General features: G+C 67.2%; 14 protein-coding genes and 1 pseudogene. 6 read left to right on the top strand and 9 right to left on the bottom strand.

Going from position 1 to position 21,318, the window contains the following annotated elements; translation table 11 throughout:
* Positions 1-41: 41 nt before the first annotated feature.
* The 6 genes and pseudogenes from D2E22_RS08670 to D2E22_RS08645 all read right to left on the bottom strand — a co-directional run.
* Positions 42-1,151: a purine nucleoside phosphorylase YfiH/LACC1 family protein gene (locus D2E22_RS08670; RefSeq protein ID WP_126032732.1), complete on the bottom strand. Its 1,110-nt coding sequence runs from the start codon at positions 1,149-1,151 to the stop codon at positions 42-44.
* A 196-nt stretch (positions 1,152-1,347) separates the two neighbouring features.
* A complete protein-coding gene (locus D2E22_RS08665; protein WP_126032710.1) occupies positions 1,348-2,943 on the bottom strand; it encodes a peptidase U32 family protein in 1,596 nt (531 codons plus the stop codon).
* A 306-nt stretch (positions 2,944-3,249) separates the two neighbouring features.
* Positions 3,250-4,113 carry an aldo/keto reductase gene (locus D2E22_RS08660; protein ID WP_126032709.1) on the bottom strand — a complete coding sequence of 288 codons (864 nt, stop codon included), beginning with the start codon at positions 4,111-4,113 and terminating at the stop codon, positions 3,250-3,252.
* A 180-nt stretch (positions 4,114-4,293) separates the two neighbouring features.
* Positions 4,294-6,477, bottom strand: a complete 2,184-nt coding sequence (locus tag D2E22_RS08655) for a DUF2207 family protein (protein WP_164518490.1) — start codon at positions 6,475-6,477, stop codon at positions 4,294-4,296.
* 60 nt (positions 6,478-6,537) lie between these two features.
* Positions 6,538-8,829, bottom strand: a complete 2,292-nt coding sequence (locus tag D2E22_RS08650; RefSeq protein ID WP_164518489.1) for a DUF2207 domain-containing protein — start codon at positions 8,827-8,829, stop codon at positions 6,538-6,540.
* Positions 8,830-9,353: 524 nt separating this feature from the next.
* Positions 9,354-9,881 (bottom strand): annotated as a pseudogene (locus tag D2E22_RS08645) (LemA family protein); the annotation flags it as partial.
* A 571-nt stretch (positions 9,882-10,452) separates the two neighbouring features.
* On the opposite strand from D2E22_RS08645, the gene D2E22_RS08640 reads away from it, so the two are divergent.
* The 4 genes from D2E22_RS08640 to nrdF all read left to right on the top strand — a co-directional run bounded on the left by D2E22_RS08640 (position 10,453) and on the right by nrdF (position 14,420).
* Positions 10,453-10,692 (top strand): glutaredoxin domain-containing protein, encoded by a 240-nt coding sequence (locus D2E22_RS08640; RefSeq protein ID WP_126032705.1) that lies wholly within the window; start codon positions 10,453-10,455, stop codon positions 10,690-10,692.
* Positions 10,689-11,114, top strand: a complete 426-nt coding sequence (gene nrdI / locus D2E22_RS08635; protein ID WP_126032704.1) for a class Ib ribonucleoside-diphosphate reductase assembly flavoprotein NrdI — start codon at positions 10,689-10,691, stop codon at positions 11,112-11,114. The genes D2E22_RS08640 and nrdI overlap by 4 nt, the downstream gene beginning before the upstream one ends.
* Positions 11,115-11,252: 138 nt before the next feature.
* Entirely contained in the window at positions 11,253-13,349 is a 2,097-nt protein-coding gene (nrdE, locus tag D2E22_RS08630) for a class 1b ribonucleoside-diphosphate reductase subunit alpha (RefSeq protein ID WP_241218350.1), read from the top strand.
* 96 nt (positions 13,350-13,445) lie between these two features.
* Positions 13,446-14,420 (top strand): class 1b ribonucleoside-diphosphate reductase subunit beta, encoded by a 975-nt coding sequence (gene nrdF / locus D2E22_RS08625; protein WP_126032702.1) that lies wholly within the window; start codon positions 13,446-13,448, stop codon positions 14,418-14,420.
* A gap of 102 nt (positions 14,421-14,522) precedes the next feature.
* Here nrdF and D2E22_RS08620 read toward each other — a convergent pair whose 3' ends face one another.
* The gene (locus D2E22_RS08620) at positions 14,523-17,168 is read right to left on the bottom strand and encodes a polyribonucleotide nucleotidyltransferase (protein WP_126032701.1); all 2,646 of its coding nucleotides are present in this window, start codon (positions 17,166-17,168) and stop codon (positions 14,523-14,525) included.
* Between the two features lie 342 nt (positions 17,169-17,510).
* A complete protein-coding gene (gene rpsO, locus D2E22_RS08615) occupies positions 17,511-17,780 on the bottom strand; it encodes a 30S ribosomal protein S15 (protein WP_095612601.1) in 270 nt (89 codons plus the stop codon).
* A 659-nt stretch (positions 17,781-18,439) separates the two neighbouring features.
* On the opposite strand from rpsO, the gene D2E22_RS08610 reads away from it, so the two are divergent.
* Positions 18,440-19,411, top strand: coding sequence for a lactate/malate family dehydrogenase (locus D2E22_RS08610; RefSeq protein ID WP_126032700.1), 972 nt, complete (start codon positions 18,440-18,442; stop codon positions 19,409-19,411).
* A 103-nt stretch (positions 19,412-19,514) separates the two neighbouring features.
* Here D2E22_RS08610 and D2E22_RS08605 read toward each other — a convergent pair whose 3' ends face one another.
* A complete protein-coding gene (locus D2E22_RS08605; RefSeq protein ID WP_126032699.1) occupies positions 19,515-20,225 on the bottom strand; it encodes a teichoic acid transporter in 711 nt (236 codons plus the stop codon).
* 360 nt (positions 20,226-20,585) lie between these two features.
* Between D2E22_RS08605 and D2E22_RS08600 the strand changes: the two genes are divergently transcribed.
* The gene (locus tag D2E22_RS08600) at positions 20,586-21,053 is read left to right on the top strand and encodes a prolyl-tRNA synthetase associated domain-containing protein (RefSeq protein ID WP_126032698.1); all 468 of its coding nucleotides are present in this window, start codon (positions 20,586-20,588) and stop codon (positions 21,051-21,053) included.
* Positions 21,054-21,318: the final 265 nt, after the last annotated feature.

Here is a 21,318-nt window from a genome sequence, read left to right as displayed (position 1 = left end):
TGATCCTTTGCGAGAAATCCAACGGTTGGTCGGGTGCGCGTTCACTGGCGCACGATGAGCGCGAGCATGCGCCCCTCGTGGTCCTTGTGCGCGAGCTGCGCGCGGCGGTGCGAGAACCACAGCGGGTTCTCGAGCGTGCACATGCTGTGGCGGATGCCCTTGATGCGTTCGTCGAGTTCGGGGTCGCCCTCGTTGTCCTCACGGCACAGCTGCCGCAGCTCCTCATCCTGCGACAGGTACTGCGTGGCCGCGTTGACGCGCGGCTGCGACGAGAAGATGTGCTTCGGGGAGACGCCGGCCTCCTCGAGCGCCTGCAGCGCCGCCTTGTTGATGTCGATGCCGGGGCCGCCGAAGCGCGTGAGCGTGAAGGTGCCGGGGAACCTCGCGTCGAAGGCGTCGGCGATCTCGTCGCCGGTCTCGTAACAGTCGCCGCAGATCGCCGGGCCGAGCGTCGCGAGGATGTGCGCGGGGTCGGCGCCCTTGTGCTTCATCATCTCGACCGTCTCGGCGATGACGCCGGCCATCAGGCCCTTGCGTCCGCAGTGCGCGGCGGCGATGACGCCGGCGACCGGGTCGGCGAGCAGCACCGGCAGGCAGTCGGCGGCGAACACGCCGAGCGCGATGCCGGTCTTCGTCGTCACCTGCGCGTCGCCTTCGATGATCTGCACGGCACCGTCGACCGATTCGACGTCGTCGACGCCGTCGCTCGGCCGCTGCACGGCGATCGCGCCGTCCTCCTCGCGTACGGCGGTGCGCTGCGTGCCCGAGGCGTCGAAGCCGAAGGTCGCGTTCTCGGTGAACACGTCGTCGGCGTCGACCGCCTTCGCCGAATGCACCTGATTGATGATCGACAGCTTCGCGTGCAGCTCGTTCGCGAGCGCGTCGCGGTTCGCGCGCACATGCGCCGGGTCGTCGCCGGATTTGCCGCCGAGGTTGAAGTGGGCCCATTCGTCGGTGCTCACGCCGCCGAGTCGCGTCGTGTAGACGACGTTGATGCCGGGGGCGAGCACGATCGGGATCGTCACCGGGATCGGATTGCCTTCGTCATCGGTCGGCTCTATCGCCGAGCTGTCGAGGATCGCGTCGTCGTACTGTTTGCCGTCGGCGTCCTTGGCGTCGTGTTCGCGCGCTGCCTTGTCCTGTTCCTCCATCGTCTTCTTGCCGTGCGCCTGCACCGCCTGCAGCAGGTCGTCGAGATTGATCTGCGTCGGCTGGCGCCCGGCGTCGTTGTGCTGTGCGCTCGCCCCGTCCGGCTGCGCGTCATGTGCTGTTTCACTCATAACGCTCACTTTAACGCCTGACGCGCGCCGACGGACGCCGCCCTAAGCTCAGGCAATAACGGGCGGGCTATTCCGCTTTGAGCGTCGGCTTCCTCGTGCGCGAACGCAAGGCAGCGTTGACGGGCACTTCGACATCGAGCGGCAACGAGAAGACGTGGGCCGGGTTGTTGACCATCGGCACGTCGTTGCCGTCGGCGTCGCGGATGCCGTGGTCGGGCACGACGTAGACGAGCGGCGCGCGACCCGGCAGCAGGAACTCGACGGTCTGCCCCGGCTCGATCTTGTTGCGGCTCATGATCGTCACGCGGCCGCCTTCGTCGGGGCTCCAGCCGAGCGTTTCGCCGACGACGAGCCATTCGCGGAAGTACGCGCTGCGGTCGGTGTTCTGCGTCACCTTGCGCTCCGGATAGTAGAAGCCGGTGCTGTAGTCGCGGTGCGCGACCTTGTACGGTTCCTCCATCAGCCAATCGGGCAGCTCGATGTGCGGCGCCGGGCGCACGGCGGCGTGCAGCCAGCCGTCGGCGGTCTCCTCGGCGTACGCGCGCTGGCGGTCGAGGCCGCTGCGGCGCGCCGCGCGGTTCGAGATCTCACCGGTGGCGGCCGCGGCGGCCGCGTTCGCCGCGCCGTCGGCGGCTGCTTCGTCGACGGCCGGCGCCTCGCCTTCGTCGTTCGCGCTGTCCCAGTTCGGCATGCCGCAGAACGCGGCGTCGGCGTTCACCATGATCGCGTCGACGCCGTCCGTGTCGTCCGCCGTCTCGCCGGCGCGCACGACGCGGTCATGGAACGGCTTGAGCTCGTTGCCGTCCTCGTCCTCGAAGCCGCGCTGCACCATGTATGCGTCGACGGCGGTCTTGTAGGCGTTCGTCATCGCGGCCACGTAGTACGCCGACTTCGAACGTCCTTCGATCTTGAGCGACGTGGCGCCCGAATCGATCAGATCGTCGATGTGGGCCATCATGTTCATGTCCTGCGAGTTGAACAGGTAGGTGCCCTGCTCGGTCTCCTCGACCGGGAACACCTGCCCGGGGCGTTTCTCCTCGACGAGCGAGTACTTCCAGCGGCACGGCTGCGCGCATTCGCCGTGGTTGCCGTCGCGGCCGGTGAGGTAGTTCGAGATGAGGCAGCGGCCGGAGAACGCCATGCACATCGATCCGTGGACGAAGGTCTCGATGTCGAGGTCGTCGGGGATGTTCGCGCGGATGTCGCGCACGGCCTGCAGATCCATCTCCCGCGCGAGCACGACGCGCCGCGCGCCGAGCTCGTACAGGGCGTTCGCCGCGAGGTAGTTCGTGACGCCGGCCTGCGTGGACACGTGCAGTTCGAGTTCCGGCGCGATGCGGTGCGCGAGCATCATGACGCCGATGTCGGTGACGATGAGCGCGTCGACTCCGGTCGTCCTGAGATCGTTGATGTACGCCTCGATCGCCGTGATCTCGTTGTTCTTCGGCAGGATGTTGAGCGTGACGTAGACGCGCGCGCCGCGTTCGTGCGCGTAGCGCGCACCTTCGGCGAAGTCCTCGATGCTCAGGTTGCGCGGCGCCGAGCGCATGCCGAAGGCCTTGCCGCCGCAGTACACGGCGTCCGCGCCGTAGTCGACGGCCGTCTTCAGTCCGCGCAGGTTGCCCGCCGGCGCGAGCACCTCTGGTTTCACACGACGTTTCATGCCCGATTCCTCCTGTTGCCGCCGCGCGCGTCGATTATCCTTGCGTCCGCGCGACCCCGTTTTCGCCGCAGACCAGTCTAACCGCAACGCCGCCCCGCCCGCACCAGTCCCGTTCCATCCGCATCCCCTCCACGCAGCGTCCCGATCCGTCGACGGATCCGACGACCTCACCCGCGATCCGGCCCGATTGCGTCCCATCCCGTCGAAGCCGCCGACGAACCGGCCCGCACCGGAATGGGCCGGTCCCACGCACGTCCGGACGTGCGTGGGGCCGGCCCTGCATACTCCGCATACGCCGCCGAGATGTCAGCCGAGCGTCGCGAGCTCCTCCGGAGTCAGTTCAAGGTCGCCGGCCTTGAGCGAATCGAGGATCGTCGCCGGACGGTGCGCGCCCGGGATGACGAACACATGGTCGCCCTTGGCGAGCTCCCAGGCGAGCACTACCTGCTGGTAGCTGACGCCGCGGCGTTCGGCGATCGCGCGGAACGGATCGAACTTCGACTCGTCCTTCGGCTTGCGGAAGCCGCCGAGCGGGCTCCAGCACACGAAGCTGACGCCGATCCGGGCCGCGTGCTCGAGCGTGTCCGCCGTCTCCGTGTAGATCGGCGAATACTGGTTCTGCACGGCGATCAGTTTCTCGCCGAGGATCTCCTGCGCGATGTCCATCTGTTCGATCGACGCGTTCGACACGCCCGCCTCGCGCGCCACACCCTCGTCGACGAGCTGCTTGATCGCCTCGATCGACTCGCCGTACGGGATGCTCGGATCCGGCCGGTGGAAGTACAGCAGGTCGATCGTGTCCACGCCGAGCGCGAGCGCGCTTTCCTTCGCGCGTCGGATCAGGTTCTCCGGCGATCCGTCGACGGCCCAGGTCGGCTTGCCGTCGGTGAAGTTGCGGTAGTGCCCGACCTTCGTCGCGATGAGCACCTCATCCTTCGGGCCGTCCCAGCTGGCCATCGCCTCGCGCACGAGCTTCTCGCCGGTCTGCTCCTCGCCGCCCGAGCAGTAGTACGCCCACGCCGTGTCGATCTGGCGGCAGCCGGCGTCGAGCGCCGCATGGATCGTCTCGACGCCCATGTTCGGCCCCAGATTGTTCTCAATGGTCAGCGGCATTTCGCCAAGACCGATCGCCGTCGTGTCGAACGGCCCCATGTTCCTGTGCAGTACCATCGCTGCTCCTTCGCGGTTGTTGACGATTCGGCGCGGCGCCCCGTGCGGCGCGCGCCCCGTCACCATCATAGAAATCGCCCGGTAATTCCCGGCACCGCAAGCGCGGGGCACATGGGGCCGGCAGCGCCATGCAACCGCTCCGGGCGTCGCACCGCACGCCGCACGACCCATGCGCGGGGCTCAGCGTCCGCCGCCGCCCCAGCCCGCGCCCGGACGGCTGTTCCAGCCGCCCGATCCGCCGCTGAACGCGCCGGATGCCGCCGAAAGCACCTGCGCGACGTCGCCGAAGCCGACCGCGAACCGTGCGCCGATGTCGACGAAATCCCCGACCATCGGCACGCCGTCGCGCAATCCGCCGCCATGCGCGTGTCCGCGGCGGAACGAACGGTCCATCCAGTAGACGAGCGAGTAGTCGTCGCCGGTGGACGCCCATGCGGGGTCGGTCAGCTGCGGGTAGGCGGCCGTCAGCTGCGCCATCGCCTTGTCGGCGATGCCGAATGCGGTCGCGTACACCATGTAGCGTCCCCACAGTTTCACGTCCAGCACGCCGCGGTCGGCGAAATGGCTGAAGTCCTCGAGATATCTGCCGAGGCCGCGCACCTGCGCCGCGAGCCGCATGCCGCGCTCGTCGACGTCGTACTGCGTCTGCCCCATCAGCTGCACGCCGGCGACGGGGGCGGCCACGACGACGATGACGATCGGCAGCAGCACGCCGCCGGCCCTCCACAGCCATATCAGCGCCGCGAGGAACGCGCAGGCGTAGGAGAGGATGCCGCAGACGCGCGCACCCATCGCCCGCTTCGGGAACACGCCGAGCTCGCCCATCTCCGCGACGCAGCGTCCGTGGAACGACTGCGACAGTTCCTGTGCCGTGCCGTCGTCCTTGAGGCACTGCGCGCACTGCTTCGTGTCGAAGACCACCGAGTTCAGCTGCCGGCCTACCGCATGCAGCATGTCGAGCGCGGCGCGTTCCGACATGCACAGCTGCCGCCGGCACGCCGCCATGTCGAAGGCGCGCGGCAGCAGCACGATCGTGCTCGTCGTGCCGGCGTCGCGTCCCCCGCCGCGCGACGCGACCATCCGCGCGAGCGTCGCCGCGTCCGTCCTGAGCAGATCGATGCCGCCGTACATGTCCACCGTGCCCGGATACATGCGCGCGAAGCCCTTCGTCACGAGCGAAAGCATCGTCGCGCTCAGCTGGCGGCCGATGAGCCTGCGGTCGGTGGACACGCCGTTGACGGTGTCGTAGACGAGCGCCGCCGCGCCCGGGCTTATCGGCGGCAGCCCGCGCCAATACGGCATGATGGCCTCGAGACGCCTGCGGCGCTCGCCCTGCTTGAACACGAAACGCATGCCGATCGCGGCGATCACGGCGGCGGCGAGCAGCAGCATGACGAACACGACGAGCAGTCCGCGCGCCGACGACTGCTGTTCGCTGCGCCATTTCGTCTCGCGCTGCCGCTCCTGTTCGTTGAGCTGGCTGCCGCTCGCCGTGTCCGTCCTGGCCGGCCGCGCCACGCTGCCCTCCGGCAGCATCGCCGTCAGCTGGACGTATGATTTCGTGCGCACGTTGTCGATGCCGAAGGTGAACATGCCGTCGCGATACTCCGTCGTGGACTTGCCGTCGTAGTGCACCCACATCGTCGAGTTCTCCGCGTCGACGGCCTGCGGGAAGCGTACCGTCGCCGAGAACCGCCGGATCGGCGAGTCGTTCGTCTCGTCCACCGGCTGCCAGTTGAAGACGTCGTTGCCCTGGCAGGCGGTGACCATGCCGGCGAGCGTCATCGTCACCTCGATCCTCACGCTCTTCGCCGACTTCGTCACCGGGATGTTCCAGCCGATCTCGACGTTCTTCTGGATCGACTGCGACGATCCGGCGCGCACGCCGTCCGTCCGCGGATCATACGAGCGCAGCATGTCTCCCTGCGTCGCGATGTACCATTGCCGCGCGTGCTGGGCGTCCCATGTGGCGTCGGAGGACAGGCTCGCGTCCACCGGATCGCCTTGCGTATACGTCTCGCCGGTGCTCAGGTTGCGCACGCTGTCGACGGACACGTTCGTCACGGCGCCCGGGGACAGCGGGATCGTGCGGTATAGCTGCTTCCATGTCTTCGACGATTCGCGTTTGCCGAGCCGGTAGTCGAGCGTCATCGTCACGCGCGTGTTGCCGTTGTCGAGCACCTGCACGTCGTAGGAAGTCTCGTTGTAGGAGAGCGCGGGGCTGCCCGTCTGCGCCCTCACGACGTTCGCGAGCACGAGCAGCACGCCGAGCACCGCGAGCAGCAGGCTCGCGAACACGATGTTCTTCGTCCGTTTGGTCATATGCGTCCCCTGCCGTTCGCCGTACCCGCCGTTGAGCATCATACCGGCGCGCATGCGACAGCCCCCGCCTCTAGGGGCGTGGGCCGCCGCCGGGCGCGACCGTCACCGTCCGCCGAAGGAGCCGCCGCCGGAACCGCCCGACGATCCGCCGAATCCGCCGCCGGAGAAGGAGCCGCCCGAGCCGCCCGACGAGGACGAGGGCGCGGCCGCCGAGATCGTCGACTGTACCGACGCCATGCCCGAACTCAGCTGAGAGCCGAAATCGACGAAGCCGCCGGAGAACGCGCCGAAACTGCCGTCGGCGAGCGCCGAGCCGAGCGACGCGCCGATGATCGTGCTCGGCCTCGCCGACCAGAACAGCACGCCGGAGGCGGCGGCGTTGTCGTCGAGCCATGCGGCGTCGTTGACCTGCGGATAGGCGGCCGCGAGCTGCTGCAGCACCTTGCGCGATACGCCGAGCGCGGCCGCGTAGACGAGGTATCCGCCCCACAGCGTCACGTCGAGCACATCGCGGTCGGCGAACGCGCTGAAGTCCTCGAGGTAGCGGTCGAAGCCGACGAGCTCGCCGATCGTGCGCTGCCCGGATTCGGTGATGCGGAAGTCCTTGTGCGCGATGCACGCGAGCAGACCGCAGAAGACGGCCGGCAGGCTCAGGCAGCAGGCGAGCAGCACGTTGCCTTCGGCCGCCATGAAGTAGACGCCGGCGAGCACGCCGACGACGATGTCGAAGACGCCGAGCGTGACCGCGGCCGGCGACGCGCCCTGCAGCGCGCCGAGCGCGTCGCATTCCTCGTCGCAGGCCTCGGTGAACAGCTCGACCGACAGGTGGCCGTCCTCCCACTTGCGGAACGCCTTGTTCATCTGCTTGATGTCGAACACCGGCGTGTGCAGCCGCTTGTACGCCTCGAGCAGGATATGCAGCAGCCGCTGCTCCGACCTGCACAGTTCGGGCGCGCCGCCGTAGCCGTCGGTGATCGTCGAGCCGAACACGCGCGGCAGCAGCACGATCGTGCTCGTCTTGCCGAGCTTCTTCGGATTCGTCCCGTCCGCCGCGAGCAGCCGCGCGATGTCGGCGGCGCCGACGCGGCTCAGGTCGATGCCGGTGTAGCGTTCCGCCTCGCCCGGATAGACGGCGATGTACTTCTTGTCGATCAGCGACATCATCGTCGCCGCCATCTCGCGCGAGGTGCGCGTCGCGGACGGCGCGCGTCCGATCTTCGTCCACATGACGGCTGCCGCGCCCGGCGTCATCGCCGGCACGTCGCGCCAATAGTCGATGTCGTTCGTCAGGTGTGCGGCGCGTCGCGAGCGCAGCGCCGCGCGGATGCCGAAGAAGCTCAGCAGCACGACGGCGATCGCGACGGCGGCCCAGACGCACAGCCGGATGACGGCGCGGCGGTGCTGCTGGTCATGCCATTCGCGTTCCTGATGCGTCTCGTCGTCGATCGTCCACTGCTTTGCGTCGCCGTCGACGTGGCGCGCGACGTCGCCGACATGCGCGTTCGTCATCATCGCGACGAGGTCGAGGTGCTGCTTGGAACGCACGTTGTAGGCGGTGAACTCGAGTCCGCCGGGGATGCGTTTCGTGGTCGAGTTGCCGGAGTAGTGCAGCCACGCCCACGAATCGTCCTCGCCGACGCCGTCGGGGAAGGTCACCTTCGCGCGCACGACGCCGATCGGCGTCATGTTCTGCGGGCCGAAGGGCTCCCATTGGAACTTCGTGACGTCGTTGTATTCGGTCGCGACGCCCTCCCAGGTCATCGCGATCTCGAAGCGCATGCTCTTCGCCGAATCGGTCGCCGGGATGTTCCAGCCGATCTCCACGTCCTTGTCGCGCGGCCGTTCGAGGCCGTCCTCGTCGGCGACGCCCGGCGAGGCCATCGTGGCCTGCTCGTCGAGGCCCATCTGGGCGCGCGTGCGCGATTCGAGCCCGTCGGCGGCCGGATCGTAGGGTTCGGGCGACGACGCGTCCGACGTCACGTCGGCGATGTACCAGTGCTTCGCGTATTCCTCGTTCCATACGCTCGTGGAGAGGTACTCGGGGTTCTTCGGCACGGTCTGCGCGTACTCCTCGCCAGTGTCGAGGTTCCTCACGCTGATGTCGGTGATGTTCGTCAGCTGCGACGCGTTGAGCGTGTAGGTCTGGTACAGCTGCTTCCACGGGAGCACGTCGTCGTTCGAGTCCTTGCGTTCATGCAGCCGCACGTCGACGGTCTCCGTGATGCGCAGGTCGCCATCGTCGAGCACCTGCACGTCGTAGTCGAGCGCGTTGTATTCCAGGTCGGACGAGTTCGCCTCCTCCGCGATCAGGAATCCGACGCCGAATACGAGCGCACAGATGACGACGGTCCAGATCAACGAACTCAGCAGCGACAGCCATACACGTTTCTTCATGAGATGCTCCCTGCACGTGCGTTTTCCTCGATATGCGCCCATCCTGCGGCCATGCACGACGGGGCGGCCGCGTTCCGATGACGTCGGAAATCCCGGAGGGCGACGGTCTTGCCTTCGATTATCCCGACCGCGCGGGCCGTCCGCTCGCTTGTCTCAAAAACCTCCCCCCATCGCCGCCCGCCGCACCCATCCGCCATCGCACGACACGGGCACACGGGCGCCTTTGCCCGCGATCGCCCCGAATCGACGGAGGCGGTGGCGGCGCGCATCGTGCGCGTCGCCACCGCCTCGGGCCGTCACCGATTGAGGGGCGCGGAAAGAAAAGGGCGTCGGCGTCAGTACTGCGGGTAGCCGCCGCCCTGCACGCCGCCGTCCGCGCCTGGATACTGCGGATAGCCGCCGTTGTTCGCCGGCGGTTGCGGCTGCGTCGGCATCGGGGCGGCCGGCATCGGCTGCGTCGGCGCGGAGGGCTGCGTCGGCATCGGCGTACCCGGCATCGGGGCGCCCGGCGCGCCCGGCTGCGCGAAGCTCACCTGCGGCGCCTGGCGCGCGGCCTCGTCGACGTTGAAATACGCGGCTTCGACGAAGTGGCACATGCCGGCGACGATGTTCGACGGGATCGTCTGGATCTTGTTGTTGTACTTGAGCACGACGTCGTTGTAGAACTGGCGTCCGTAGGCGATCTGCTCCTCGATCTGCGCGAGCTGCCGCTGCAGTTCCATGAAGTTGACGTTCGCCTTGAGGTCGGGGTAGGCTTCGACGACGGCGCGGAGGTTGAACATCGCGCGCGACAGCTGGTTCTCGGCGTTCATGCGGCTTGCGAGCGGCACGTTCGGCTGGCTCGCGGCGCTCACGGCGTTGGCGCGCGCCTGCGTGACCTGCGTGAGCACGGCGTTCTCGTGCCCGGCGTATCCCTTGACCGTTTCAACGATGTTCGGGATGAGGTCGGCGCGTTTCTTGAGCAGCACGTCGACCTGCGCCCAGCCGTTCGTCACGCGGTTGCGCAGCTGCACGAGCGAGTTGTAGGTCGTGATGAACCAGATCACGAGCATGAGGATGACCGCCAGGATGACGATCAACGCGATGATGGGGCCGTTCATAAGCGGTTCTCCTTGATTGGCTAAGGGTGTGACGGCTTCATGCGTCGCCGTCCGCCGTCCCGGTATCGTCCCGATTATCGCACGCTCAGCCAACAACGTCGGCCCTCATCCCCGATCCGCGGGCACGCCCGCACGCCCAGGGCGTCCCGCCGGACGCGCCCGTCGGGCGTATCCCGTCCGCCGACGGCGCAGCGGCGCGCCCGTCGGCGGCATGTCCTGTGAACAACGTCACAGCCCCTGCCGTCGCCGTCGCCAGCGCGTTGCCGACGCGACCCATACGGATGTCTGCCGACATGCGGAGGCTGTGGCCTTCCTCACAACCATAACCACTACATCTAGTGCTCAACGGCCACCAGAAATACCATGTATCGTTGTTCAGGCAGCGACGCCACGCCCACCGGCGACGGCCCCGCATATGCCGCCCGACCGGGATGCACGGCGCAGCGCGCCGAACGCGCATCGCCGACCGCATACGACCGTCCGGAACCACACCGGCCACGGCCGCCGAACGAAAGGAGCACCGATGTCCACCACGATCTACACGAAGCCGGGATGCCCGCAATGCACGGCGACCCGCCGCGCCTTCGACCGCGCGGGCCTCGACTACCGCACCGTCGACATCACGCGCGACCCGGCCGCGGCGCAGACGCTGCGCGACGCCGGGTTCCTGCAGGCGCCGGTCGTCGTCACCGACGCCGGATCCTGGTCCGGCTACCGTCCCGACCGCATCCGCCTCCTCGTCCGGCGGGGCGACGCGGCATGACCGGCACCGTCGTCTACTTCTCGTCGGCGTCGCGCAACACCGAACGCTTCGTCGAACGCTGCGGCTTCCCATCGCGCGGCATCGACGTGCGACGCATCCCGCTCGCGCCGGCGGACGGCGCGCTGCATGTCGACGCCCCGTACATCCTGATCGTGCCGACCTACGGCGGCGGCGACGCGCGCAAGGCCGTGCCGCCCCAGGTGAAGCGCTTCCTCAACGACCCCGCGAACCGTTCGTGGATCCGCGGCGTCATCGCCTCGGGCAACACGAACTTCGGCGAGGCGTATGCGGCCGCCGGCCCGATCATCGCCGGCAAATGCCATGTCCCGCTGATGTACCGCTTCGAACTGATGGGCACGGCGCGCGACGTCGCGACAGTGACCGACGGCGTGACGCGCTTCTTCGACGCCCTCCCGCAGTGACCCCGCCCGCGCTCCATAACCCCGACCATTGCCGACCAACCGTTTCCAGGACCATCGATGACCCAGACCACACAGCCCGCACAGACCACCCACTCCCCCATCGTCGATCCGGGCGCCGACCCCCATGCGCTCAACGCGATGCTCAACCTCTACGACGAGGACGGCCGTATCCAGTTCGACAAGGACCATGAGGCCGTCGACGCCTTCCTCGCCGGCCATGTGCGCCCACGCACGCGCCGTTTCGAGAGCACCGCCGAACGCCTCGACTACCTGATCTCCCACGACTACTACGACCCGGACGTCTTCGCCGCCTATACGCCGGCCTTCCTCGACGAGCTGCACATGCGCGCCGCGAACGCCGGCCACCGTTTCGAGACCTTCCTCGGCGCGTTCAAGTTCTACCGTTCATATGCGCTGAAGAGCTTCGACGGCGAGGAATACCTCGAGGACTTCCCGCAGCGCGCCGTCGCCGTCGCGCTCGCGCTCGCCGACGGTGACGAGGACGCGGCGCGCGACGTCCTCGACGAGATCGTCTCCGGCCGCTTCCAGCCGGCGACGCCGACCTTCCTCAACCTCGGCAAGGCGCAGCGCGGCGAGCCGGTCAGCTGCTTCCTCGTGCGCATCGAGGACAACATGGAATCGATCTCGCGCGGCATCAACGCGGCGCTGCAGCTGAGCAAACGCGGCGGAGGCGTCGCGCTGCTGCTGAGCAACCTGCGCGAGGCGGGCGCGCCGATCAAGCACATCGAGCATCAGTCGAGCGGCGTCGTGCCCGTCATGAAGCTGCTCGAGGACTCGTTCAGCTACGCGAACCAGCTCGGCGCCAGGCAGGGCGCCGGCGCCGTCTATCTGCACGCCCACCATCCGGACATCATGCGTTTCCTCGACACGAAACGCGAGAACGCCGACGAGAAGATCCGCATCAAGTCGCTCGCGCTCGGCGTCGTCATCCCGGACATCACCTTCGAACTGGCGAAACGGCGCGAGCCGATGGCGCTGTTCAGCCCCTACGACGTGGAACGCGAATACGGCGTGCCGTTCGCCGACCTCGGCATCAGCGCGCACTACGACGAACTGCTCGCGAATCCGAGGATCCGGCGCACCGAGATCGACGCGCGCGGGTTCTTCACGACGCTCGCGCAGATCCAGTTCGAATCCGGCTACCCGTACATCCTGTTCGAGGATACGGCGAACCGCACGAACCCGATCGCCGGCCATATCACGATGAGCAACCTGTGCTCGGAGATCCTGCAGGTGCAGGAGCCGAGCACCTACCGCGAGGACCTCTCCTACGACCACGTCGGGCGCGACGTCAGCTGCAACCTCGGCTCGCTCAACATCGCGCGCGCGATGGACGCCGGACTCGCGCGTCCGGTGCGCACGGCGATCCGCGCGCTCACCGCCGTCGCCGAGCACACGCGCATCGACGCGGTGCCGTCGATCCGCCGCGCGAACGACGAAGGCCACGCGATCGGACTGGGGCAGATGAACCTGCACGGCTTCCTCGCGCGCGAAGGCATCCGCTACGGCTCGTCGGAGGCGCTCGACTTCACGAACCTGTACTTCATGACGGTCGCCTACCACGCCTACGCGGCCTCGCACGAGCTCGCCGTCGAACACGGCCGCGCATTCGCCGGCTTCGAGGATTCCGCCTACGCGAAGCCGGCCGGCGCCGGCAACCATTTCGACAAGTATCTCGACGGATCGATCGACATCAGGCCGCGCACCGAACATGTGGCCGAGCTGTTCGCCGGCTGCGGCGTGGAGGTTCCGACCGCCGACGACTGGCGTGCGCTGCAGCGCGCGATCATGCGCGACGGCATCTACAACCAGTATCTGCAGGCGGTGCCGCCGACCGGCTCGATCTCGTACATCAACCACGCCACGAGCTCGATCCACCCGATCGCCGCGAAAATCGAGATACGCAAGGAGGGCAAGACGGGACGCATGTACTACCCGGCCCCGTACATGACGAACGACAACCTCGAACTGTACGCCGACGCCTACGAGATCGGCTGGAAGGCGATCGTCGACACCTACGCCGAGGCGACGCGGCACATCGACCAGGGCCTGTCGCTGACGCTGTTCTTCCCGGACACGGCGACGACACGCGAGCTCAACCAGGCGCAGATCTACGCGTGGCGCAAAGGCATCAAGACGCTCTACTACATCCGCATCCGCCAGCGCGCGCTCGAAGGCACCGCCGTCGACGGCTGCGTCAGCTGCACGTTGTGAGCGCACGCCGCAACCGGCCCAGCCGACCGAGGCAACCAGCCCAACCGATTTTTTTTCCCCCCAAAAAAACCATCCGATCCCGCCGAAGGAGCATCCATGGCACCGCATATCGCACTCATCGACCGCGTCACCGCGATCAACTGGAACCGCCTCGAGGACGACAAGGACCTCGAGGTCTGGGACCGCCTCACCGGCAACTTCTGGCTGCCGGAGAAGGTGCCGGTCTCGAACGACATCCCCGATTGGCGCACGATGAGCGATGCCGAGCGCACGCTGACGATGCGCGTGTTCACCGGGCTCACGTTGCTCGACACGATCCAGGGCACCGTCGGCGCCGTCAGCCTGATCCCGGACGCGCTCACGCCGCACGAGGAGGCCGTGTACACGAACATCGCGTTCATGGAGAGCGTGCACGCGAAAAGCTATTCGTCGATCTTCTCGACGCTGTGCTCGACGGCGCAGATCGACGAGGCCTTCTCATGGAGCGAACGCAACCCGCATCTGCAACGCAAGGCGCAGATCGTGCTCGACTATTACGAGGGCGACGACCCGCTCAAGCGCAAGGTCGCCTCGACGCTGCTCGAATCGTTCCTGTTCTATTCGGGCTTCTACCTGCCGATGTACTTCTCGGCGCACGCGAAGCTGACGAACACGGCCGACGTGATCCGCCTGATCATCCGCGACGAGGCCGTGCACGGCTACTACATCGGCTACAAGTACCAACGTGGCCTCGAACTGGCCGACGGCGCGAAGCGCGCCGAGATGGAACGCTACACCTACGACCTGCTCGATGAACTCTACGAGAACGAGGTCGCGTACACGCATTCGCTGTACGACGAGGTCGGGCTGGCGGACGATGTCGAGAAGTTCCTGCACTACAACGCGAACAAGGCGCTGATGAACCTCGGCTACCCGGCGCTGTTCCCCGCCGAGATCTGCGACGTGAACCCGGCGATCCTCGCCGCGCTCGCGCCCGACGCCGACGAGAACCACGATTTCTTCTCCGGCTCCGGCAGCTCCTATGTGATGGGCAAGGCCGAGCAGACCGACGACGACGATTGGGATTTCTGATTCCGGGCCGCCGCGGGCAACGGCAACGATGAGGGCCCCGCCGTCCATCAGGACGGCGGGGCCCTCATCGTTCAGCGGCCGGACTCAGCCGGCGCCCATCGATCAGTCCTCGAAGGGATCGAAGTCGCGACGCACACGGCGGCGCGGACGCTCGTGACGCTCCTCGCGTCCCGCACGGTACTCGTCGTAGTTCTCGTCGGCGGCGTAGCGCGGGTTGCGGTCGTCGGAACGGCGGCGGCGCGGACGATCATCGCGGTCGCGATCGTCGTCATGGCGGCGCGAACGGCGCGGACGGTCATCATAGTCGCGGTCACGGTCACGGTCGTCGGAACGGCGGCGGCGCGGACGGTCATCATAGTCATCGTCGTCGTAGTCGCGGCGGCGCGGACGGTCGTCGTAGTCACGGTCGGCACGGCGGTCGTCGCGGTCATCGCGGCGACGGCGCGGACGGTCGTCACGGTCATCGCGGCGACGGTCGTCGCGGCGGCCGTCACGGTCGTCACGGCGACGGTCGTCGCGGCGGCCGGCGCCGGCGTTGCTCTCCTGGTTCTCATACCCCGGGATCGCGAGCGAGATCTTGCCGCGGTCGTCGACGCCCTGGACGACGACCTCGACGGTGTCGCCCTCCTTGAGCACGTCCTCGACCGAGTCGATGCGCTCGCCGTCGGCGAGGTTGCGGATCTGCGAGATGTGCAGCAGACCGTCGGTGCCCGGCGTCAGGTTGACGAAGGCGCCGAAGCTCGTCGTCTTGACGACCTTGCCGTTGTAGGTCTCGCCGGCCTGCGGCACATGCGGGTTGGCGATCTGGTCGATGATCTCCTTCGCCTTCTGCGCGGCCTCACCGCCTTCGGAGGCGATGTAGACGGTGCCGTCGTCCTCAATCGTGATCTCGGCGCCGGTGTCCTCCTGGATCTGGTTGATCATCTTGCCCTTCGGGCCGATGACCTCGCCGATCTTGTCGACCGGGACCGTCGTCGTGATGATGCGCGGCGCGAACGGGCTCATCTCGGCCGGACCGTCGATGCATTCGTTGATGACCTCGAGGATCGTCGTGCGCGCCTCGTGCGCCTGCTTGAGCGCACCGGCGAGCACGTCGGCCGGGATGCCGTCGAGCTTCGTGTCGAGCTGCAGCGCGGTGATGAAGTCGGCGGTGCCGGCGACCTTGAAGTCCATGTCGCCGAAGGCGTCCTCGGCGCCGAGGATGTCAGTGAGCGTCTTGTAGACGTGCTGGCCGTCCACGTCGCCGGAGACGAGACCCATCGCGATGCCCGCGACCGGCGCCTTAAGCGGGACGCCGGCGTCGAGCAGCGACAGCGTGCTCGCGCACACCGAGCCCATCGACGTCGAACCGTTCGAGCCGATGGCCTCGGAGACCTGACGGATCGCGTACGGGAACTCCTCACGGCTCGGCAGCACCGGCACGATCGCCTTCTCGGCGAGCGCGCCGTGGCCGATCTCACGGCGCTTCGGCGAGCCGACGCGGCCGGTCTCGCCGGTCGAATACGGCGGCATCTCATAGTTGTGCATGTAGCGCTTCGTCTGCGGGCCGCTCAACGCGTCGATCTGCTGCTCCATCTTGAGCATGTTGAGCGTCGTGACGCCGAGGATCTGCGTCTCGCCACGCTGGAACAGCGCGGAGCCGTGCACGCGCGGCACGATGCCCACTTCGGCGGACAGCGTACGGATGTCGCGCAGGCCTCGGCCGTCGATGCGGTAGTCCTGCGTGAGGATGCGGCGGCGCACGATCTGGCGCTGCAGCTCCTTGAACGCGTTGCCGAGCTCCTTCTCCTTCTCCGCGTCGTCCATGTCGGTGAACTCGACGGCGAGCGTATCGCGGACCTTCTGCTTGATCTCGGAGATGCGCTCCTGGCGCGGCAGCTTCTCAGCGATCGACAGGGCCTCGTCGAGGTCCGCGTGCGCGATCTCGTCGACGCGGTTGTAGATCTCCTCCGTGAACTCCGGGAAGAGCGGGAAGTCGCGCGTCTCCTTCGCGGCGATCTTCTTGAGCTCGTTCTGCGCGTCGCACAGCACCTTGATGAACGGCTTGGCGGCTTCGAGGCCGCCGGCCACGACCTCCTCGTCCGGCTTCATCTGGCCCTCGTCGTAGATGAGGTTCCACGCGTTCTTGCCGGCGCCCGCCTCGATCATCGCGATCGCGACGTCGCCGTTCTCGACGACGCGTCCGGCGACGACGATCTCGAAGACGGCGCGTTCGCGTTCGCTCCAGCGCGGGAACGCGACCCACTGGCCGTCGATGAGCGCGAGGCGCACGCCGCCGACCGGGCCGGCGAAGGGCAGACCGGAGATCAGCGTCGACGCCGATGCGGCGTTGAGCGCGATCATGTCATACGAATCCTCCGGGTTCACCGCGAGGATCGTCTCGACGACCTGCACCTCGTTGCGCAGCGTGTGCGGGAAGAGCGGGCGCAGCGGCCGGTCGATGATGCGGCATGCGAGGATCGCCTCGGAGCTCGGTCGGCCTTCGCGGCGGAAGAACGAGCCCGGGATCTTGCCCGCGGCGTACATCTTCTCCTCGACGTCAACGGTGAGCGGGAAGAAGTCGTAGTTCTCTTTCGGGGTGCTGCCCGCGGTGGTGGTGGACAGGACCATCGAATCGTCGTCCAGATACGCGGCCACGGCGCCGTCCGCCTGCTGGGCGAGACGACCGGTTTCGAAGCGCATCGTGCGCTTGCCATACGAACCGTTGTCGATGACGGCTTCCACCGCCTTGATTTCGGGACCCTCCATAGGGTTCCTCCTTTGTGTTCTGTTGTTACTTCTGTTCTGCAAACATCCTCGTCGGGCCACGGATAACTGCCCGTGACCGTGATTGATTATGTTGTCCGCGGGTGTTTCGTCCCACGCGCCCCGCGATTCATCGGCCTGACGAATCCCCGGGCTTCTTTTGGGGTCCGGACCTCTCCCGGTCCGGCCTCCGCCAGTGTCTCATTGTAATACCGCCGGCCCGTGTTCATCCCTCTATGCTGCCGGCCATACCGCCGCGCGCCCGTATCGTCGTATCGTCTCCCGTCGCGCGCTCCATACAAAAAACCCGAGCCGGCCTTGGCCGGACTCGGGCGGACGCTTGGATTATCGGCGCAGACCCAGACGCTCGATGAGCGAACGGTAACGGTTGATGTCCACGTTCTTGAGATAGTCGAGCAGACGACGACGGTCACCGACCATGAGCAGCAGACCACGACGGGAGTGGTGATCGTGCTTGTGCTCCTTGAGGTGCTCGGTCAGGTCGGCGATGCGCTTGGTGAGCAGCGCGACCTGGACCTCCGGGGAGCCGGTGTCACCTTCATGGGTAGCGTACTTAGCGATGATGTCCTGCTTTTCTTCAGCCGTCAGTGCCACGGCATCCTCCTTGTAGACTGCGCGGTGCTGCCGGCCCGATGCCGGTGCGCTCTCTATCCGCGGGCGAAACACGCCAATCGGCCACTATACAGAAGCCCCGCGACGGCGACGCGGCGCCACGGCGCGATGCCGTGCGGCGACACGGTGCGGCGACGCGGCGGTCGGCCCGAGTCGCGCACGCATACGCCCAACCAGACGTCAGACCACACCTTCGCGTCACACCCCGCGCACGCATACGCGCCGACGGACGCTAATCCACACCTTGGCGTCACGCACCGCGCACGCATACGCACCCCGCGCCGCCAACCCCTACCTCAGCGTCACGCTCCGCGCACCCGTACGCACCATCGGACGCCGCCCCATACTCTGGCGGCACACATCGCGCACCCGTACGCGCCGCCGGACGCCGACCCGCACCCCGGCGTCATGCACCGCGCACACATACGCGCCCCGCGACGCTGAATCCACACCCACGGTCCACAATGTGACCTTTTTGTTCGCCCAAGGTGGAAGCAAGCCGTCCCATCAACGGCGGGGCAACAGTCGCGCCCCACAATGTTCGGCAAGCATCATCGCACGCGACGCCGCCGGCGGCGCATACGGAAGGCATCCGCGCACGCAACGGACGCAAACGTGCAAGCACCAGAGAGGAAGCAGATATGGGTACGGTCACGAAGGTCGGCATCGTCGGCATGGGACATGTGGGCGCGCACGTCGCGAACAGTCTCGTGCTGCAGGGCATCGCCGACGAACTGTACATGACGGAGCAGTGCTCCGGCGACGAGGACCATAGCGCCAAGCTCGCGGCGGAGGTGCAGGACCTCGGCGATTCGCTCGCGTTCTGCCCACACAACGTCGCGCTCGTGAACTGCGGCGACGACTACGGGCGTCTCGCCGAATGCGACGTCATCGTCAACGCCGCCGGCAAGGTCAACCTCGCGAGCGAGGACCGCGACGGCGAACTGTTCTACACGACCGACACGGCGAAGAAATTCATCAAGCCGATCGCCGACGCCGGATTCGACGGCGTCTGGGTGAGCATCGCGAACCCCTGCGACGTCGTCGCCACTGAAATCTGGAAGCTCTCCGGCATCGATCCGCGCCGCGTCATCGGCACCGGCACGGCGCTCGACTCGAGCCGGCTCAAGTACGCGCTCTCGCGCGCGACCGGCTACGACCAGCATTCGATCTGCGCCTATATGCTCGGCGAGCACGGTAGCAGCATGTTCGCCGCATGGAGCGCCGTGAACTTCGGCGGCAAACCGCTCGCCCAGCTCAAACGGGAACAGCCGGAACGCTTCGGCTTCGACGAGGCCAAGGTCGAGGAGGAGGCCCGGCGCGGCGGCTACGTGACCTACGCCGGCAAGCACTGCACCGAGTTCGCCGTCGCCGGCGCCGCATGCCGCATCGTGCGCGCCGTCGTCTCGAACGAGCATTACATCACGCCATGCTCGACGCTGATGACGGGAGACTACGGGGAGGAGGGGTTCTTCACGTCGCTGCCGTGCGTCATCGGCGCCGACGGCGTCGAGGAGGTCATGCACTTCGACCTGTCGGACGCCGAGCTCGCCGAGTTCCATGCAAGCTGCGCGCACGTCAAGGAGAACCTGGAGCGTGTCGGCCTGCGCTGACACGCAGTCCCATCCGCATATGTGAACGGCGTCCCCCGACGAAGGGGACGCCGTTCACATATGCGCGGGACAAGCGCGGGACAAGCGCGGGACAAGCGCGCGATCAGACAATCGTCAACATGCCGCCGAACATCACGATGAGCAGCGCGACCACCTCGAAGACGAACCACAGCAGCATCGACGTCCACACATGGGTGAGCACGTTGAGCGGTGAATCCTTCTTGATGGCGACGAGCAGCCCCACCCAGACGACGGCGAAGACGGCGAGCGCGATCGACGCGGCGATGATGCCGAGGTTCGCCGCGTTCGCGATGCGCGCGGAGTCGCCGTACATGACGTAGGTCGAATGCCAGAAGTCGAATTTGAGCAGCGACACGCCCGAGATGAACTGTTCGCCGCACAGGAACACGACGAAAGACGCAAACCACGGAATCTTGCGTCGCTCCACGATCATCATCGCGAGCGACACGAACGCGAACAACGTGACCGCCCACGCCACGAGCGCGATGCCGCGCGGGTCGACGTTCGCGAACAGCTGCACGATCTGCGCCGTGCGCCGCACCGCGAGCGTGCGGCCGGCCCAGTACGGGAACACGAGCGCGACGAGCGCGAGGATGCAGCCGAGCGCCCAACGCACTGGATGCGACTTGCTGCGTTCGATGTCGGCGAGCGACACATCCGATTCAGGAATCGTTGCCTGCGGATGCTTCGAGACGAGGTTCTCCTGCATCTCCTGCCCGCTGCGCGGTGTCGTGGGCGTGGGGCGTGGCTCGGCGTCGAGCCTCGCGACCTCCCGTTCGTCGGCGTCCGCCATCGGTGACCTCCCGTTTCCCGCCCGCGCCCACGACGCGCGCCGTCTGTACATGCCAGTTTCAGCATACGTACGCCGCCCTACCGCCGTATGCGTGACCTGCGACGAGCGCGCTCCCCGGGTTCCGTCCCGATCCGTCGCACCGGGCGACGACCCCACCCGCCAACCGACCCGTTGCCGTCCCACTCCGCCGGTCCCATCGACGGACCTACCCGCAGCGTCCCATCCCATCGACCACCCCGACGACTCGACCCGCAAGCCAACCCGCAAACCGACCCGTCCGCGGGCCAACCCGTCGACCCCGTCGACAGTTCGGCCCGCCACAACCGGCTGCGTCGCCCGGCGCGGTGTAGCATCCGCGGTATGCACACGTTGTACGACACGCTCGCCACCCTGCACATCGATGTCGACGAGGTCGAGCATGAGGCGGTCACGACGGTCGAGGCCGCGCAGTTCGTCAAGATGCTCATCGACGGCGTCGGCGTCAAGAACCTGCTGCTGTGCAACACGCGCGGCGACTATTACCTCGTCATGCTCGACGAGGACAAACGCGCCGACCTCAAGGAACTCGCGCGCATCGTGCACAGCGGACGCCTGAGTTTCGCGAATGCTGACCAGCTGCATGCCGTGCTCGGTCTCGAACCGGGCAGCGTCACGCCGCTCGCCGTCATCAACGACGCCAATCACGCGGTGACCGTCCTCATCGACCGCGCGCTCGTCGGCAACCGGCTGCTCGTGCATCCGCTGACGAACACGAGGACGATGGCGATCGACTACGACGACCTGATCCGTTTCCTCGATGCGACCGGTCACACGCCGATTCCGTTCTGACGGACGCTACCGTCCCATTCCGTCGACTGATTCGACAAACCTACCCGCGACTTCGGTCTCTTCCGTCCCAAACCATCGACCCTCTCGACGGCTCCGGACACAACGTCCCGCTTCATCGACCACCTCGACGAATCTACCCGCAGCGTCCCGAACCGTCGGTCGCTTCGATGATTCGGCCCGCAAAACGCTACGTTTCCGTCCCACTTCATCCGCCCTGTCGACGGTTCCGGACGCAACGTCCCGAACTGTCGATTCCCCCGATGAA

Source organism: Bifidobacterium castoris (genome assembly GCF_003952025.1).
Classification (GTDB): Bacteria; Actinomycetota; Actinomycetes; order Actinomycetales; family Bifidobacteriaceae; genus Bifidobacterium; species Bifidobacterium castoris.
The sequence above is the reverse complement of the archived record's forward strand: the minus strand, read 5'-3'. Positions and strand labels throughout refer to the sequence as shown.

What these genes read in the sequence shown, in the direction of transcription:
- nrdI (WP_126032704.1), top strand. Translation starts at nt 10,689, where the DNA reads ATGACCGGCACCGTCGTCTACTTCTCGTCGGCGTCGCGCAACACCGAA.
- D2E22_RS08665 (WP_126032710.1), bottom strand. Translation starts at nt 2,943, where the DNA reads ATGAAACGTCGTGTGAAACCAGAGGTGCTCGCGCCGGCGGGCAACCTG.
- nrdF (WP_126032702.1), top strand. Translation starts at nt 13,446, where the DNA reads ATGGCACCGCATATCGCACTCATCGACCGCGTCACCGCGATCAACTGG.
- D2E22_RS08650 (WP_164518489.1), bottom strand. Translation starts at nt 8,829, where the DNA reads ATGAAGAAACGTGTATGGCTGTCGCTGCTGAGTTCGTTGATCTGGACC.
- D2E22_RS08610 (WP_126032700.1), top strand. Translation starts at nt 18,440, where the DNA reads ATGGGTACGGTCACGAAGGTCGGCATCGTCGGCATGGGACATGTGGGC.
- D2E22_RS08640 (WP_126032705.1), top strand. Translation starts at nt 10,453, where the DNA reads ATGTCCACCACGATCTACACGAAGCCGGGATGCCCGCAATGCACGGCG.
- D2E22_RS08670 (WP_126032732.1), bottom strand. Translation starts at nt 1,151, where the DNA reads ATGGAGGAACAGGACAAGGCAGCGCGCGAACACGACGCCAAGGACGCC.
- D2E22_RS08605 (WP_126032699.1), bottom strand. Translation starts at nt 20,225, where the DNA reads ATGGCGGACGCCGACGAACGGGAGGTCGCGAGGCTCGACGCCGAGCCA.
- nrdE (WP_241218350.1), top strand. Translation starts at nt 11,253, where the DNA reads ATGCTCAACCTCTACGACGAGGACGGCCGTATCCAGTTCGACAAGGAC.
- D2E22_RS08660 (WP_126032709.1), bottom strand. Translation starts at nt 4,113, where the DNA reads ATGGTACTGCACAGGAACATGGGGCCGTTCGACACGACGGCGATCGGT.
- D2E22_RS08620 (WP_126032701.1), bottom strand. Translation starts at nt 17,168, where the DNA reads ATGGAGGGTCCCGAAATCAAGGCGGTGGAAGCCGTCATCGACAACGGT.
- D2E22_RS08600 (WP_126032698.1), top strand. Translation starts at nt 20,586, where the DNA reads ATGCACACGTTGTACGACACGCTCGCCACCCTGCACATCGATGTCGAC.
- D2E22_RS08655 (WP_164518490.1), bottom strand. Translation starts at nt 6,477, where the DNA reads ATGATGCTCAACGGCGGGTACGGCGAACGGCAGGGGACGCATATGACC.